Origin of the sequence: Pseudoduganella chitinolytica, assembly GCF_029028125.1 — a bacterium.
GTDB classification, from domain to species: domain Bacteria; phylum Pseudomonadota; class Gammaproteobacteria; order Burkholderiales; family Burkholderiaceae_D; genus Rugamonas; species Rugamonas chitinolytica.
The window spans coordinates 6,359,280-6,374,601 of the sequence record NZ_CP119083.1 but is presented as its reverse complement, the minus strand read 5'-3'; the positions used below and the strand labels follow the sequence as shown (position 1 = coordinate 6,374,601).

The following is a 15,322-nucleotide window of genomic DNA, read 5'->3' as shown; positions in this document are numbered from 1 at the left end:
ATGGCCGCCAATACCCCGAGCCTTCGGCTGGCAAAAAGGGAAGATCGCAATCGTTCATCACGATTTTCACGAGGATGGGTCGCCAAATTTTCGGTTCGTGAGCATTTTCAATTTGCAATCAAGAAAATGGTCAACGAAATCATACGGCCCAGTCAGCGACTACTCCGAACAATGGTGGAAAAATCTTTCGTTTGATAAAATATCATCGGTGTAATATGGCCGACGCTAATCGGAAGTATCCGAGGCGTGCGAAGGATTTGTGTACTATCGCACTCAAGTAGGTGACAGACTAGGCTAGCAAACGTCCAAAGCCGAACCGACAGACAGCGATCTCAGGACAATAGAGGCCTGAGATCGCTACCATCCCCTGAAGTTCGTTGTTAGTCGAGCTTAGTTCAAGTAGTTAAACAACGACAACCCAGTAGCCATCTTGAACGTCTGCTGCGCCGCCTGCAAGCTGCTGGTCTGCTGCGCGAAGCGCGAGGCCGCCTCGATCGGGTCGACTTCGATCAGGTCGGCGACCTGGCTCTTGTACTGGATCGCCATTTCCGAGCCGGACGAGTCGAGGTAGTCGAGTTCCTTGCCGCGGGCGCCGACGGAGGCACGCACCGACAGCACGTTGTCCGAGGCCTGCTGGATGTTCTGGTTGGCTTCGTTCAGCGCGTTGGTCAGCTTGGCGCCTGCCGTCGGGCCCGTGCCCGTCGAACGCAGCGCGTTGATGACGTTCTGGATCGTCTCGAACACCGACTGGTTCTTGCTGGGTTCCAGCGTGAACTTGTCCAGGTCGGCCGGGTCGCCCTTGACGTCGAACGTGACGCCGTCGAAGGCGATCGGCTGGCCGGCCTTGTAGTCCGTCAGCGCCACCACTTCCGTGCCCAGCGTGTCGTCCGTCACGCTGTACTGCATGACGCCCGTCGTCGGCTCCTTGGCGAAGGTGACCGTGTAGTTGTGGCCCGTCAGCTGGGTTGCGTTCGTCACGGTGCCTGGCGAAATGATGCCCGTGCCCGTGTTGCCCACGTCGGCCGGGTCGTTCGGATCCGGCACGCGCGGCTTGGTCAGGAACGTGCCGTTGCCGGTCAGGTTGTTCTCGAAGATCTGGCTGCCCGAGGCGCTGATCGACATCTTGCGGCCCGACCCCACCTGCAGCTCGCGTTCGCCCTGGTCGCCGTAGTACGTGGCGCCCGTCTCCGTCCTGGCGAACGGCAGCGTGTTGGTCTTGTAGCCGGCGAAGACGTAGCCGCCGGTGCCGTCGGCCGTGTTGGCCTGGCCCAGCAGGTCGGCCATGCGTGCTTCCAGGTCGACGGCCAGCGCCTCGCGGTCGGCGATCGACAAGGCCGGATTGCCGGCGTACAGCACGGTGTCCTTGACGTCGTCCAGCAGGTTGCCCACCGTGTCCAGCACCGTGTCGACCTGCGCCAGCGACGACGTCGCCGTCTGCCGGTTGATCTTGTACTGGTCGTTGATTTCCAGCGATTGCGTCACTTCCAGGGCGCGCGCCGAGGCCACGGGATCGTCCGCCGGCGTCAGCACGCGGCGGCCCGTGGACAGCTGCATCTGGGTCTTTAACATGTTCGACTGCAGCGTGCCCAGCTGGGTGGTGCCGCGGTCGTACATCATGCTGGTGCTGATACGCAGGGTCATAATCCTATTCCTTCAATCGGTTCGCGGGTGATTACCGGATCTGCAGCAGCGTGTCGAACAGCTGTCCTGCGATCTGCATCACCTTGCCGGCGGCCTGGTAGGCCTGCTGGTAGCGCAGCAGGTTGGCTGCTTCCTCGTCCAGGTTGACGCCGGAGACGCTCTGCTGCGACGCTCTCGCCTGGTTGACGGTCGTCTCGGCGGCGTCGCTGCCCACCATCATCTCGCGCGTCTTGTTGCCCACGTAGTTCACGGTGGACGCATAATTGCCCTGGAACGTGGCGCTGCCGCCGTTCAGGATGTTCTTGGTCTGCAGGCCGGCCAGCAGCACGCCATTGCGGCCGTCGCCCACGCCGCTCGTGTTCGGCCCCACCGTGAACGTGTCGCCGTCCTTCGGCTGGCCGTTCATCGTGAAGCTCATGCCGTTGCTGCTGTAGGTGGCACCTTCCGCGTAGGGAATCGTGTCGCCCGGGTTGTAGTCGGTGGACGCACCGCCCGCCAGCGTGACGCGCACGACGGCGCCGGCCGCGAAGCCATCCACGCTGCGGGTGTTCTTGTCGAGCGGGTCGGTCTGGTGGAAGCCGATCGTCAGCGGCGCCGTCAGGGCATTGCCCGGTTCCAGGTACGTCGCATCGACCGTGCCGGCGCTGATCGTGCCGCTGCCCTTGTTGCTGGTGGGGACGGACGTGGCGATCGGTGCGGCCAGTGCGATCTTCTTGAAGTCCGTGACGCCGACACCGATGTCCGCCGCCGCCGTGTACGTGGGCCGGATCTGGAAGCGGTCGCCTTGCGTGGCGGTGCCGCCGAAGTTGTACGTGACGCCGTCGATTTCCGTGTCGACGCCGGGCGGGATGGCGATCGCGCCGCCGGTGCCGTCGGCACGGGTCATCTGGAAATCGGTGCCGTCGAACACGACGTTGTAGTCGACGCCCTTCAGCGCCGAAGCGTCCGTGATGGTGGCCTGCACGTCCGTCGTGCTGGTGGCCGAATTGCGGTTGTCGTAGCCGACGTAGGCCTTGATGGGGTTGAAGTAATTGCCGCCCATGTCGCCGTTCAGGTCCTGGCCCAGCTTGTGCTGGTCGTTGAACGCCGTCGCCAGGCCGGCCGCGACCTGGCCGATCTGGTTCTGCACCTTGTCCAGCGTCTCGCTGCGAAATGCCATGAAGCCGCCCAGGGCGCCGCCCGAGAACGTCTCGTCCGGCAGGGTCGAGACCCGGCCCGACGTCGTCTGGTAGCCGACGATCGTGCGGTTCGGATCGGTGGGCGACGCCATCGTCGCCAGTTCCATATTGGTGACGCCCACGACCAGCGGCTGGCCCGAGCCGATCGACACGTTGAGCATATTGTTATCGCTCGGCAGCACGGTCACCTTGACCTGCTGGTTCAGTTCGCGGATCAGCTGGTCGCGCTGGTCCAGCAAATCGTTCGGCGGATTGAGCGGGTCCATCGTGGCCGCCGCGATCTTCTTGTTCAGGTCGGCGATCTGCGTGGAATACGCATTGATCGAGTTGACCGTCGTCGTGACCGAATTGTTGACGCCTTCCTGCAGCTCCTGCAGGCGACCGGACACCTCGTGGAAACGCGCCGTCAGCGTCTGCGACGACGACAGCATCGACTCGCGCGCGGCCTGCAGGGAGGGCGTGGAATTGGCCGTCTGCACGCCCTTGAAGAAGTCCTGCAGCGCCGGCGACAGGCCGATGGTGCTGTCCGACAGCATGTTGTCGATCTGGCTGATCTGGCCCAGGTAGGCATCGACGGAACCCTGGTTGGCCTGGGCGTTCATCAGCTGGGTGTTGAGGAAATTGTCGTAGTAGCGCTTGATCTGCGCCACTTCGGTACCGGTTCCGATGTAGCCCACGCCCTGGTTCACCGGCGGCAGCGTGCCCTGCACGATGCCCTGGCGGCTGTACCCTGCCACGCTCGCATTCGTGATGTTGTGACCGGTCGTGGCGATGCCCGTCTGGGCCGCCAGCAAGCCGGTCTTGCCGATGCTGAGGAGGTTGCTCATGGGTGGTTTCTTTCCTGTCCTGATCTCGTATACGGCGCGGGCGGAACAAACTTGAGGGTCGCCGTCACCTTAGTGCGATGCGCTTATGCCAACGTTTTCTGAATGACAGCGGCCAGCTTGGCCGCGTAGTTCGGATCGGTGGCGTAGCCGGCCTTCTGCAGGCCGCGCGCGAACGCCGTGGCATCGCCGCCGCTGGCCAGCACTTTCTCGTAGCGCGGGTTGTTCGTGATCAGCTTGGCGTAATCCTTGAAGCTGTCCGCGTAGCTGTCGTAGGCACGGAAGCGCTCGATCTTGCGGGTGGCGCGGCCGTTCACGTACTCCGTCGTGGCGACGTCGACGGTCTTGCCGGTCCAGTTGCTGCCGGCCTTGATGCCGAACAGGTTGTGGCTGCTAGTGCCATCGGCACCCTTGATCTCGCGCTTGCCCCAGCCGCTTTCCAGCGCCGCCTGGCCCAGCATGAACTTGGCCGGCACGCCGGTGGCGCGCGAGGCCTCTTCCGCGTGGGCGGACAGCTTGTCGGAAAACGCCCGCACGTGGGCATGGCGCGACGTGCTGCCGGCCGCCGCCGTGGCTGCCGGCGCGGCTGCCGCATGCGCGGCCGCGTTGCCGCCGGCCGCCGCGATCGAACGCTGCAGCTTGGCCGCGTCGATCATCGAGCGGGTCAGGCCACCTTCAGGCATGGCCGCGTCCGCGTTCAGTTCCGCATTGGCGCCATTCACTCCGGCCGTCTTCGACAGCTGGCGCACCAGCACGTCCGCCAGGCCGATGCCCTTCTTGGCAATGGTCTGGCTGGTCTGCTGGTCCAGCATCGTCGTGAACATCTTGGTCTGCTGGTTGTCGAGCATGCCTTCCTGGGGCGTCGCGTCGCGCATGCTCTTCAACATCATGTTGACGAACATGGCCTCGAACTGCGTGGCTGCCGCCCGCGTGGCGTCCGCCGAACCTGCCTTGGCGCCCTGGCGCAACTGGGACAGGCCCTTGCTGTCGATGGCGAGGTTGGCGGACAGGTCGTTGGGTGTGCTCGTCTGGCGGATCATGGCAGCCTCTTGTTCGAAATTAGATGATTTCCAGTTCGGCGCGCAAGCGCCGGATGCTGTCGATCTTTAGATGATTTCCAGTTCGGCGCGCAACGCGCCGGATGCCTTCATGGCCTGCAGGATGGCCAGCAGGTCCTGCGGCGAAGCGCCGATGGCGTTCAGTGCCTTGACCACGTCGGCCAGCGACGCGCCGCCCTGCACCATCAGCACCTTGCCCGGCGCCTTCTGGATATCCACGGAACCGGGGTTCGTGACGACCGTCTGGCCGCCCGACAGCGCGTTCGGCTGGCTCACCTGCGGGTCGGCCGACACGGCCACCGACAGGTTGCCGTGCGAGATCGCGCACGTTTGCAACGTCACGGCCTGGTTCATCACGACGGAGCCCGTGCGGGCATTCATGATGACCTTGGCGGCCAGCGCCGCGGGACGCACGTCGATCTCTTCCAGCTGGCCGATGAACGTCACGCGCTGGTCCGAAGCGGACGGGGCCTGCACGCGGATGACGCGGCCGTCCAGCGCATAGGCGATGCCCGAGCCGTACTTGTTGTTGATGGCTTCCACCACGCGGCTGGCGGTGGCGAAGTCGCTGCTGTTCAGTTCCAGGCGGATCTGGCCGTTCTCGCCCAGGTTGGTCGGCACGGAACGCTCGACGGTGGCACCGCCGGAGATGCGGCCCACCGACAGGTGGTTGACGGCCACCGAAGCGCCGCCGCCGGGCGACTGCGCACCGACGCCGCCCACCAGGATATTGCCCTGTGCCATGCCGTAGATGGCGCCGTCGGCACCTTTCAGCGGCGTCATCAGGAGCGTGCCGCCGCGCAGGCTTTTCGCGTTACCCATCGACGACACCGTCACGTCCAGCATCTGGCCTGGCTGCGCGAACGCCGGCAAGGACGTGGTGACCATGACGGCCGCCACGTTCTTCAGCTGCAGGTTGGTGCCCGGCGGCAGCGAGACGCCCATCTGCTGCAGCATCGACGCGATGCTCTGCACGGTAAAGGGGGTTTGCGTGGTCTGGTCGCCGGTGCCGTCCAGGCCCACGACGATGCCGTAGCCCATCAGCTGGTTCTGGCGCACGCCGGCGATGCTGGCGAGGTCCTTCAGGCGTTCGGCATGGGCGGCCGGCGCGAGCAGCGCAATCGAAACGCCGATTGCGGCGAGGGTCTTGGCAAGGGTGGTCATATCAGAACGGCAGCAAGCTCATGAAGAAACGCGACGCCATCGACGACAGCTCGGCGCGGTCCAGGTGCGTGTTGGTACGGTATTCGACGCGCGCATCGGCGATCGCGGTGGACGACACGGTATTGCCCGCGCCGATCGTGTCCGGATTGACGACGCCGGAGACGCGGATGAATTCCGTGCCCTTGTCCATCGCCACCTGTTTTTCGCCGGCGACGACCAGGTTGCCGTTGGCCAGCACTTCGACCACCGTCACGCCCATCGTGCCCGTGAACGTGTTGCTGGCGGTCTGGCTGGCGGCATCGGCCGACTTGCTTTCCGAGCTGGTGCCGATGTTGGCGCCCAGCTTGCCCTGCAGCAGGCCCGGCACGTTCAGGTTGGCGCTGCCGCTGCGGCTGTTCGAGCTGGCGCCGTTCTTGACGGCCGACGTGCGCTCCGTGATGACGACGTTGATGATGTCGCCCACGTGGCGGCCGCGGCGGTCTTCGAACGCCGGGCGGTAGCTGGCGGTCTGGAAGATGGCGCCGTTGGCGGTAGCGGCCGTCTGCATCGGCGGAATCGGGCGCGCGGTCGTGGGACCGGCCACGATGGTCGTCGGCGTGCTGGCGCAGCCGGCCAGGGCGGCAAGGATGAAGGCGGAGAAAGCGAGCTTTTTCATGATTACATCTGCGACAGTTTTTGCAGCATCTGGTCGGAGGTCGTGATGGCCTTGCTGTTGATCTCGTACGCGCGCTGCGTCTGGATCATGTTGACCATCTCTTCGACCACGTTGACGTTGGACGTCTCGACATAGCCCTGCAGGATCTGGCCGGTGCCGTTCTGGCCGGGCTGGTTCTGCTGGGCGGCGCCGGAGGCGCCCGTCTCGACGTACAGGTTCTCGCCCATCGACTGCAGGCCGGTGGGGTTGATGAACGTGGCCAGCTGGAGCGAGCCGATCTGCTGCGCGGCGGCCTGGCCCGGCAGTTGCACGGACACGGTGCCGTCCTTGCCGACGGTGATGTTGTCGGCATTGATGGGAATGGTGATCGGGGGTTGCAGCACGTAGCCGCTGGACGTGACCATCTGGCCGTTGTTGTCGCGCTGGAACGAGCCGTCGCGCGTGTAGCCGGTGGTGCCGTCGGGCATCAGCACGGTAAAGAAGCCGTTGCCGTTGACCATCAGGTCCTTGTCGTTGCCGGAGGCCTGCGGATTACCCTGGGTGTGGATGCGCTCGATCGTGACGGGACGGACGCCCGTACCGACCTGCATGCCCGATGGCAGCTGGGTCTGCTGCGAGGAATTGGCGCCAGGCTGGCGCACGTTTTGGTACAGCAGGTCCTCGAACACGGCGCGCGACTTCTTGAAGCCGTTGGTGCTGACGTTGGCGAGGTTGTTCGACACAGTGTCCATCTGTGTCTGCTGCGCTTCCATGCCGGTCTTGGCAATCCAGAGCGAACGAATCATGTGCTTTCTCCCGTAATGCCGGACAAGGGAGGATTCCCCCGCCCGGACAACTGGAAGCTCTGGAACTATGGCGCCTAAGTTGCGACCTGAAGAGCTTCCTCCGATGAAAGCATTATGCGCGGCAACGAATCAATTCAAAGCGAGGATCTGGCTGGCTTTCGCCGCGTTATTCTCGGCGTTCTTTATCAGGCTCATTTGCGTGTCGAACGACCTTGCCAAGGCGATCATATTGACCATCATGTCGACCGGATTGACGTTGCTGCCTTCCAGGCAACCGTCGGCCAGGCGCACGTTCTGGTCGGCCTGGGCCGGCTGGCCGGACTCCTGGCGGAACAGGCCATCGTCGCCACGCAGCAGGCCCGTCGTCGGTGGATTGACGAGCTTGATACGGCCCAGCACGTTGGCGGGACCCGGCTGGCCCTGGCTGGTATCGATGCCGCTGACGGTGCCGTCGGCGGCGATCGACACATTCATGTTCGGCGGCACGGCGATGGGGCCGTTCTCGCCCTGCAAGGTCAGGCCGGCGCTCGTCTGCAGCAGGCCGTTCTCGCTGATCTTCAGGCTGCCGTTGCGGGTGTACGCTTCGGAGCCGTCGTTCGACTGCACGGCCAGCCAGCCCTCGCCGCGCACGGCGACGTCCAGCGAGCGGCCCGTCGTCTCGATGGGGCCGGCACGGAAGTCCGAGCCGACGGTCGAGTCGACGACAAACGTGCGCGTGGGCAGGCCTTCGGAGACGACCGGCACCGCGCGGAACGCATCGAGCTGGGCGCGAAAGCCCGTCGTGGTCGCGTTGGCAAGGTTGTTCGACGTGGTGGCCTGCTGGTCCAGGATGTGCCTGGCGCCGGTCATTGCGGTGTAGACGAGTTTGTCCATGGTGTGATTTTCGCTTCGAGTCTTGTTGCTTGCCGATGCCGCCGGTTGCGGTCGAGTCGCACGGGTCTGTCCCCCTGGGGACTGACCCTGAAGTTCCTGCCAGCTCTGCGACGGGGCTGGCAAACTTCGGGGTCAGTCCCCGTTGGGGACAGACCCCAGTCAATCATTAACGCAGGTTCACCAGCGTCTGCAGCACCGAGTCTTCCGTCTTGATCGTCTGCGCGTTGGCCTGGTACACGCGCTGCGCGGTGATCATGTCCACCAGCGCTTCGGTCAGGTCGACGTTCGATGCCTCGACCGACGACGAGCGCAGCTGGCCCATGCCGCCCTCGCCCGGCACGCCGATCTGCGGCACGCCGGAGCCGGAGCTTTCGGCCCACGCGTTGTTGCCCAGCGGCGTCAGGTTCTCGACGCTGGTGAAGTCGGCCAGCACGATCTGCGCCAGCGGGCGCGACTTGCCGTTGCTGTACTGGCCCAGGATGATGCCGTTGTCGTCGGCAGCGAAGCGCTGCAGGCTGCCGGACGAGTAGCCGTCCTGCGTCGACATCTTCTCGCTGGTCGGCGTGCCGTACTGCGTGGTGCCTTCGAACGTCGTCGAGATCGGGATCGTCAGCACGGCGCCGTTGTCCGGGAAGATCGGCAGGTTGATCGTCAGCGGCAGGCTGGTGGCCGGGGTGGCGGCAGCCATCGCGGCCGCGTCCAGCGTACCGGTCTTGTTGAAGATCAAGGTGCCGACCTTGACGGACGGCACGTTGACGGCGGCCTGCAGGGCGGCATCGATGACGGCCGGGCCGTTGCCCAGGGTGGAGGCGACGCTGGTGGCACCCGTGAAGACAGCCGTGATCTGGTCCTGCTGCACCTGATTGGCGCCAGCCGTGATGGCGGCGTCCAGCACGGCGGCGCCGGCCGCGTCGGCATAGGCCTGCTGCGCGGCCGTGATGTCGGCCGACGTCGCGCCCGGGGTGTTGATGACGGTCTGGTACGCGTCACGCGCGCCCTGCGCGGCCGACGAGCTGATGGCCGACTGCAGGACGGCTTTCGCATCGATCGTGAGGCCGTCGTTGGCCGCGTAGGCATCCCACTTGCCGGCGCCCAGGTTGACGTAGAACATGCCCATCGTGTGCTCGTTGCCCAGCGAGTCGTACACCGGCATCACGGTCTGTTTCGTGTACGAAGTCGGATCCGAAGCGTCGAACGGCACGGTCTTCGGCACGGTCGAGTTCGACGACAGGTTGATCTGGAAGTTCGCCTTGGTCGTCTGCACGGGAGCCAGGTCGGACGAGTCGATGGTGATCGGCACCGGCGCACCCTGCAGGATGACGCCGTCCTTGTTGGCGACGTAGCCCGTCAGCGAAGCACCCTGCGCGTTGACGATCGTGCCGTTCTTGTCCATCGAGAACTGGCCGTTGCGGGTGTACTGGACGGCGCCGTCCACGGTGGTACGGAAGAAGCCGCCGCCGTTGATCGAGATGTCCAGCGGGTTGTTGGTCGTTTCGATATTGCCTTGCGTGAACTGCTGGGCCAGGCGCGCCACCTGCACGCCGATGCCGGGGTTGTTGCCACTGACACCGTTCAGGGAATTGGCGTACATGTCGGCGAACTGCGCCTCCGTGCTCTTGAAGCCGACCGTGCTGGCGTTGGCGATGTTGTTGCCGATGACGTCGAGCGACTTGGCTGCGCCGTTGAGACCGCTGAGACCTTGTTGGAACATGTTTTCCCCCTGTCAGAAATGGGCTGGTACTAAATTCGAAATGTGCCGGCTGACCGGCGCTTACATGACTTGCTTGATGTCGTCCATGGTCAGCTGACCCAGGCCCGGCACGTTGATTCTGGCGCCCGTCGGGCCCGTGGACACGCTGGCGACGCTGCCGAACGACAGCGTCTTCGCATCCGCCAGCGCCTGGCCGCCCGTGCTCGCGGTGACGCTCAGCGTGTAGTTGCCGTTCGGCGCGGTATTGCCGTCGGCCATTTTGCCGTCCCACACCAGCGGCTGTACGCCGGGCTCGACCGCCGACATCGACACGGTCTGCACGACCTTGCCGCTGGCGTTGCGGATATCCACGTCGACCTTGTCGGCATAGGAACCCAGCTCGACGCCGAAGATGCCCTTGCCGTCGGCCACCTGCATGGTCTTGCCGGCAGCCAGCACACCATGGTTGATCAGGTTGACGGCCTGGCCGGACGTGGTGGCCGCATAGTCTGACTTCAGCGATTCCAGCGTATCGTTCAGCTTGTTGATGCCGGTAACGGTGTTCAGCTGGGCCAGCTGGCTCGTCACCTGGGCGTTGTCCAGGGGATTGAGCGGGTCCTGGTTCTTCAGCTGCGTGATCAGCAGGGTCATGAACTTGTCCTGCTCGGCCGAGATCTGGCCGCTGGTGGACGCTTCCTTCGGGTTGACGCTGTTCAGCAGGGCGGACGAGGGGCCGGCAGCGGTAGCGGTATTGGTGATCGTCATGGTGACAGGTCCTGCGGTTATTGACCGATGGTCAGGGTTTTCATCAGCAGGCTCTTGGCCGCATTCATCGTTTCGACGTTGTTCTGGTACGAACGCGAGGCCGACAGCATGTTGACCATCTCGTCGACGACGTTCACGTTCGGCATCTCGACGTAGCCTTTCTCGTCGGCCAGCGGACTCTTCGGGTCGTACACCATCTTCATCGGCGACGGGTCCTCGATGACCTGCTGCACCTTGACGCTGGTGGCCGTGTTGTCCGCGCTCGGGGTCGCTTCGAACACGACCTGCTTGGCACGGTAGGCCTGGCCGCTGGCGCTGGTGGCGCTGTCGGCATTGGCCAGGTTGCTGGCCACGACGTTCAGGCGCTGCGACTGCGCGCTCATCGCCGAGCCGGAAACGTTGAAGATATTAAACAGCGACATTACTGGCCTCCCTGGATCACGGACATGAGGCCCTTGATCTGGCTGTTGATGAAGTTGACGCCCGCCTCGTAGCGCAGCGCGTTGTCGGCGAACTGGTTGCGCTCGACGTCCATATCGACCGTATTGCCGTCCACGGCGCCCTGCACGACGCCGCGGTACTGCAGCGGCGTGCCGTCGGCCAGGGTGCCGGCGCCCTGCGGCGGCAGCGGATAGTGCTTGGGCGCCGTCGTTTTCAACGGGCCTTGCTTGTTGACGTCCAGCGCCGACTTCAGGGCACTGGAAAAATCGATGTCGCGGGCCTTGTAGTTGGGCGTGTCCGCATTGGCGATATTGGAAGCGAGCACGCTCTGGCGCGTCGAGCGCAGGCTGAGTGCCGTTTCGTTGAATCGCAGGTGTTGGTCGAGTTTGCCTAGCATGTCGCTTCCTTCCATCGGTGACAGGATCGATGATACGGATGCTGTACGGCAATTAAAGCGACGAGAAGCGCTGGCTTTCCGGTCCTGTTCGCCCCTTTCGTGGCGCCGGCAATCTCTATCATGGCAACATTCAACGGGAATATTGCACCATGAAAACTCTCTCTACTGCTGTTGCCGCCCTGCTGCTGGCCTCCGGCGCCCAGGCGGCGGACATGATGGACCCGGCCAAGCTGCGCCAGACCGTGGACCAGTTCCTGCAGGTACAAAGTGCGGGACTGCCAGGCAAGGTGACGGTCACGGTGGGTAATGTCGACCAGCGCATGAAGCTGGCCAACTGCCCTGCCCCGGAAGCGTTCCTGATGCCGGGCACGAAGCCGTGGGGCAAGACGACGGTGGGCGTGCGCTGCACGGCGCCGTCCCCCTGGACGGTGTATGTCCCGGCAAACGTGTCGGTACTGGGCAACTATATTGCCGCCGCCGCACCGGTGCCGCAGGGCCAGCCCATCGTGGAAAGCCAGCTGGCGACGATGCAGGGCGACCTGACGACGTTGCCGGCGAGCATCGCAACGGACAAGGCCCAGGTGCTGGGCCGGACCAGCAATATTGCCATTTCGGCCGGCCTGCCGTTGCGCCTGGACAGCCTGCGCAAGCAGAGTGTCGTGCAGACGGGCCAGCTGGTGCGGCTGGTCTCGAACGGCCCCGGCTTCAAGGTATCGGCGGAGGCCAAGGCGGGCGCCAACGCGGCCGAAGGCCAGGTCGTGCAGGTGCGCACGACCGGTGGACAGAACATCAGTGGCATCGCCCGCGCGGGCGGGTTGGTGGAAGTGGCATTCTAGAAAATATCGGCACCGGCGCTAAAGTTCGTCGCGCAGGTGCCGTTATAAGACTCGTACACCGGAGTAAAAGCTCCCACCAGACGAGGAAGATGCTGTGAAAATCAACGATCCATTGAAGAGCAACAGTTTGCCGGGCAACACCCCGGCAAACAATGCCCGCACGAACGCAGCCACGACGGCCAACACGGCCGGCACGGCAGCGAGCACCGCGGCAAATACGGCCGCCACGACGGCGGCGCAGGCTGGCTCGGACAATGTACGCCTGTCCTCCCAAGGGCAGGCGCTGGCGGCAAACAGCAGCAACGGTGTGTTCGACACGAAGAAAGTCGAGCGCATCAAGCTGGCGATCGCCGACGGTCAGTTCCAGGTTAACTCTGAAAAAGTAGCGGATGGCTTGCTCGATACAGTCAAGGATCTGCTGCACTCTCGAAAGCGATAGGACATCATGAACGGTGCCACCACGACTCCCATGCACAGCCTGAAGGCTGAACATACCCTGATCATTTCCCTGCGCGAAGTCCTGCTGCAGGAACAGAATCTCCTGGTGGCCGCCGACATCGACAAGCTGGACCCGCTGACGGCCCGCAAGGCCGAGCTGATCAACGAAATGGCCCTGACGGCCAACCAGCGCCACCGCAGCCTGGGCGCCGCCGGCTTTGCCCGGGGCGAGGCCGGCATGGAAGCGTGGCTGGCCGCGCATGGCAGCGACGCCGACAAGCTGCTGTGGCACGACGTGCTGGACCAGACCCGCGAAGCGAAGGAACTGAACCGCCTGAACGGCATGCTGATCAACCGCCAGCTGAGCCACACGCAAGGCGCGCTGCAGGCGCTGCGGCCGCAGGCGCAAGTGGGCGTGTATGGCCCCAGCGGGCGCACCGCGACCAGCACGTTCTCGCGCGGGTTCGTGGCGGGTTGAATTCTTGTCGTATCGATGGACCAGAAAAACCGGGCGCTGCCCGGTTTTTTCATGGCCGCGCCGTCGATCACTCATCCTTGACCAGCAGGCCGCGATCGCTCGTCGGCAGGCGATAATCGTAGCGATACGTCGACACGGTGTAGCTGTGCCACGTGCTCCAGTTGGTGCAGAGGTAGCCGCCGTCGGTATAGCCCGAGCGGCACGCTTCGACGCAATACGTCCCGTCGTCACGGTCGCCGAACTTGCAGTCGCTGTGCCACCACGTTGGCACGCCGGCGGACCAGGCAGCCGCGTTCATCTCGGCACTGGGTCCGCTGCGCGTCGGGTGGGTCGAGACGCCGTCGCGGCCCCATTTGAAGTCGGTCGTGCGATCCGTCCGCATCCAGGCTTCGCCGTTGTCATCCAGGTTCAGCAAGCGCGTCCACGTGTCGAGACGGGTGCCGCTGTTGTTGTTGCGATATTCCTCCCACGGCAGGCAGCTGTTGGAACTGCCGCCACCGTCGAAGAACGCGGCATGGGAAGTCTTGCCGACGTACACCACCGGATGCGAAACGTCCTCGATCTGGAAAGCGTTACGTGCGGCCAGCCGGGTATAGTGCTCGCCATGCATGGTGAACACCACGGCCGCAATCGAATTGCGGTCTTCCGCCAGGATCACGGTGACGTCTTCCCAGTCGCCATTGTGGCTGCCATTGATGCCGTCGCAAGTGTTCTGGTAGCCGTAGAACCACCAGTACTTGATGCGGACCTGGTTACCGACCTTGATCGCCTGATAATACGTCGGAATCCTGCCACTGCCCAGCGAGTTCGGGTCCGTGTTCTGGATGGTCGCCGTCTGCTGCCGCTGCACTGCCTGTTCGAAGAACGGCTGCGCAGACATCGGATAGCCATGCGCATCGGTGTCGAAGCGCAGGCGCGGCGCATAGCGAGCGGCATAGGTGTCCAGCGTGGCTTCGAAGCGCCAACTGCCCGAGCCCTGGTCGCGATCGGCGCTGGCGCTGGTCGAGACGCACAACAGGTTGCCCTCGCAGCCGCGGTTTCGCGTGTCCAGATAGGTATTGTCATAGCCGTTGCGCAGCCTGATGGCTTGGCCGAGATAGAGATTGAAGCGATCGATCTCCACGGTCCAGATACTGTTGTTGCCATCCATTGCCAGCGACGTCGAGACACACATCACGTTGCCTTCGCAGCCGCTACCGCGCGTGTCCAGGTAGCCGCCGAATTGGCCATACGGGGGCTCGGGGTCGCCAGCCAACGGGTACAGGTTCTTCAGGTACACCTTGTCGCCGGGCATGACGGGGCTGCCGTCGGTCTTCCCTTGCGCCGATTTGATCACCCAGCTGCCGCTGCGCTGGTCGCGCGCTTCCGATACCGCTGTCGAGACGCACATGGCATTGCGCTCGCAGCCGCTGTAGGCCGTGTCGAGATAGCCTCCCGACCAGTTCGCGTAGCCATTCTTCAGGTAGTAGGCCTTGCCATAAACCAGCTTCGGCCCGTGCGGGCGCACAGTCGCCAGCCCCATGGAACACCAGACGGTACCGGTAATCCTGCCAGGCACGCCGTTGTAGACGCACAGGTTCGCATCGTCCTGCATGGCCAGGAAGAACGGCCCGTCATGGCGCGCCCGGTCCGTCAGGCACCAGGCGACGTGCGAGCCCGCGGCCGTGCACAGGTTGCCGTCTGTCTGCATGCCGGTCACGTATTGCGCCTCCCCGGCTGACGTGGAGCGCGTGCACCACACGCCGCTGCGATCGCTTTCGTGCGAAACGCACAGGTTGCCGTCGGATTGCGTCGTGGCGAAGAATTCACCGCTGGGCGAGACGAGCGCTTCGCCGATCTTCATGGTGCTACCCGAAGGTAATGTCGGTCCGCGGTTGACGAGCATCGACTGCGCCAGCGCCCCGTGGGCCCCCAGCAGGGAGAACAGCAGTGAAAGGGTCAGCAGCACGTGGCGCAGCATGCCGCGCGGCAGTGCTGCAAGGTGGGCGGGGCGAGTAGGACGCATGGTGTTCTCCTGGGTGATCGGGTCTGTGCCAGGCGGCATGACCACTGCCCAAGACTACGGTGCCGGGGTGGCGCCGATAAGTAACAGCGAGTAA

At 64.3% G+C, this 15,322-nt stretch carries 15 protein-coding genes; 3 read left to right on the top strand and 12 right to left on the bottom strand.

Translation table 11 applies throughout. The features are described from left to right. Nucleotides 1-390: 390 nt before the first annotated feature. The 11 genes from flgL to flgB form a co-directional block, all read right to left on the bottom strand. A complete protein-coding gene (flgL, locus tag PX653_RS28160; protein WP_277415927.1) occupies nt 391-1,641 on the bottom strand; it encodes a flagellar hook-associated protein FlgL in 1,251 nt (416 codons plus the stop codon). Between the two features lie 31 nt (nt 1,642-1,672). After that, nucleotides 1,673-3,646, bottom strand: a complete 1,974-nt coding sequence (flgK, locus tag PX653_RS28155; RefSeq protein ID WP_277415926.1) for a flagellar hook-associated protein FlgK — start codon at nt 3,644-3,646, stop codon at nt 1,673-1,675. 83 nt (nt 3,647-3,729) lie between these two features. Then, entirely contained in the window at nt 3,730-4,683 is a 954-nt protein-coding gene (gene flgJ / locus PX653_RS28150) for a flagellar assembly peptidoglycan hydrolase FlgJ (protein WP_277415925.1), read from the bottom strand. A gap of 66 nt (nt 4,684-4,749) precedes the next feature. Next, the gene (locus PX653_RS28145) at nt 4,750-5,865 is read right to left on the bottom strand and encodes a flagellar basal body P-ring protein FlgI (RefSeq protein ID WP_277415924.1); all 1,116 of its coding nucleotides are present in this window, start codon (nt 5,863-5,865) and stop codon (nt 4,750-4,752) included. A gap of 1 nt (nt 5,866) precedes the next feature. Then, nucleotides 5,867-6,520 (bottom strand): flagellar basal body L-ring protein FlgH, encoded by a 654-nt coding sequence (locus tag PX653_RS28140; RefSeq protein WP_277415923.1) that lies wholly within the window; start codon nt 6,518-6,520, stop codon nt 5,867-5,869. Nucleotides 6,521-6,522: 2 nt separating this feature from the next. Beyond that, nucleotides 6,523-7,305 carry a flagellar basal-body rod protein FlgG gene (gene flgG, locus PX653_RS28135; RefSeq protein ID WP_277415922.1) on the bottom strand — a complete coding sequence of 261 codons (783 nt, stop codon included), beginning with the start codon at nt 7,303-7,305 and terminating at the stop codon, nt 6,523-6,525. Between the two features lie 129 nt (nt 7,306-7,434). Continuing rightward, on the bottom strand, nt 7,435-8,178 hold the full coding sequence (gene flgF / locus PX653_RS28130) for a flagellar basal-body rod protein FlgF (protein ID WP_277415921.1): 744 nt from the start codon (nt 8,176-8,178) through the stop codon (nt 7,435-7,437). A 166-nt stretch (nt 8,179-8,344) separates the two neighbouring features. Continuing rightward, nucleotides 8,345-9,889 (bottom strand): flagellar hook protein FlgE, encoded by a 1,545-nt coding sequence (locus PX653_RS28125; RefSeq protein ID WP_277415920.1) that lies wholly within the window; start codon nt 9,887-9,889, stop codon nt 8,345-8,347. 60 nt (nt 9,890-9,949) lie between these two features. After that, on the bottom strand, nt 9,950-10,633 hold the full coding sequence (locus PX653_RS28120) for a flagellar hook assembly protein FlgD (RefSeq protein ID WP_277415919.1): 684 nt from the start codon (nt 10,631-10,633) through the stop codon (nt 9,950-9,952). Nucleotides 10,634-10,650: 17 nt separating this feature from the next. Continuing rightward, nucleotides 10,651-11,055, bottom strand: a complete 405-nt coding sequence (flgC, locus tag PX653_RS28115) for a flagellar basal body rod protein FlgC (RefSeq protein ID WP_277415918.1) — start codon at nt 11,053-11,055, stop codon at nt 10,651-10,653. After that, the gene (flgB, locus tag PX653_RS28110; RefSeq protein ID WP_277415917.1) at nt 11,055-11,471 is read right to left on the bottom strand and encodes a flagellar basal body rod protein FlgB; all 417 of its coding nucleotides are present in this window, start codon (nt 11,469-11,471) and stop codon (nt 11,055-11,057) included. The genes flgC and flgB overlap by 1 nt, the downstream gene beginning before the upstream one ends. A gap of 149 nt (nt 11,472-11,620) precedes the next feature. Between flgB and flgA the strand changes: the two genes are divergently transcribed. From flgA to PX653_RS28095, 3 genes are all read left to right on the top strand, one after another. Further along, nucleotides 11,621-12,307, top strand: coding sequence for a flagellar basal body P-ring formation chaperone FlgA (flgA, locus tag PX653_RS28105; RefSeq protein ID WP_277415916.1), 687 nt, complete (start codon nt 11,621-11,623; stop codon nt 12,305-12,307). Nucleotides 12,308-12,401: 94 nt separating this feature from the next. Further along, nucleotides 12,402-12,746, top strand: a complete 345-nt coding sequence (gene flgM, locus PX653_RS28100; RefSeq protein WP_277415915.1) for a flagellar biosynthesis anti-sigma factor FlgM — start codon at nt 12,402-12,404, stop codon at nt 12,744-12,746. Nucleotides 12,747-12,752: 6 nt separating this feature from the next. Next, nucleotides 12,753-13,223, top strand: coding sequence for a flagella synthesis protein FlgN (locus tag PX653_RS28095; protein ID WP_277415914.1), 471 nt, complete (start codon nt 12,753-12,755; stop codon nt 13,221-13,223). Between the two features lie 67 nt (nt 13,224-13,290). Here PX653_RS28095 and PX653_RS28090 read toward each other — a convergent pair whose 3' ends face one another. Then, entirely contained in the window at nt 13,291-15,228 is a 1,938-nt protein-coding gene (locus PX653_RS28090) for a hypothetical protein (RefSeq protein WP_277415913.1), read from the bottom strand. Between the last annotated feature and the right edge of the window lie 94 nt (nt 15,229-15,322).

Coding starts and splice junctions, on each gene's coding strand:
- PX653_RS28095 (WP_277415914.1), top strand. CDS start 12,753: ATGAACGGTGCCACCACGACTCCCATGCACAGCCTGAAGGCTGAACAT.
- flgK (WP_277415926.1), bottom strand. CDS start 3,646: ATGAGCAACCTCCTCAGCATCGGCAAGACCGGCTTGCTGGCGGCCCAG.
- PX653_RS28140 (WP_277415923.1), bottom strand. CDS start 6,520: ATGAAAAAGCTCGCTTTCTCCGCCTTCATCCTTGCCGCCCTGGCCGGC.
- PX653_RS28125 (WP_277415920.1), bottom strand. CDS start 9,889: ATGTTCCAACAAGGTCTCAGCGGTCTCAACGGCGCAGCCAAGTCGCTC.
- PX653_RS28120 (WP_277415919.1), bottom strand. CDS start 10,633: ATGACGATCACCAATACCGCTACCGCTGCCGGCCCCTCGTCCGCCCTG.
- flgJ (WP_277415925.1), bottom strand. CDS start 4,683: ATGATCCGCCAGACGAGCACACCCAACGACCTGTCCGCCAACCTCGCC.
- PX653_RS28090 (WP_277415913.1), bottom strand. CDS start 15,228: ATGCGTCCTACTCGCCCCGCCCACCTTGCAGCACTGCCGCGCGGCATG.
- flgL (WP_277415927.1), bottom strand. CDS start 1,641: ATGACCCTGCGTATCAGCACCAGCATGATGTACGACCGCGGCACCACC.
- flgA (WP_277415916.1), top strand. CDS start 11,621: ATGAAAACTCTCTCTACTGCTGTTGCCGCCCTGCTGCTGGCCTCCGGC.
- flgC (WP_277415918.1), bottom strand. CDS start 11,055: ATGTCGCTGTTTAATATCTTCAACGTTTCCGGCTCGGCGATGAGCGCG.
- flgB (WP_277415917.1), bottom strand. CDS start 11,471: ATGCTAGGCAAACTCGACCAACACCTGCGATTCAACGAAACGGCACTC.
- flgG (WP_277415922.1), bottom strand. CDS start 7,305: ATGATTCGTTCGCTCTGGATTGCCAAGACCGGCATGGAAGCGCAGCAG.
- flgF (WP_277415921.1), bottom strand. CDS start 8,178: ATGGACAAACTCGTCTACACCGCAATGACCGGCGCCAGGCACATCCTG.
- PX653_RS28145 (WP_277415924.1), bottom strand. CDS start 5,865: ATGACCACCCTTGCCAAGACCCTCGCCGCAATCGGCGTTTCGATTGCG.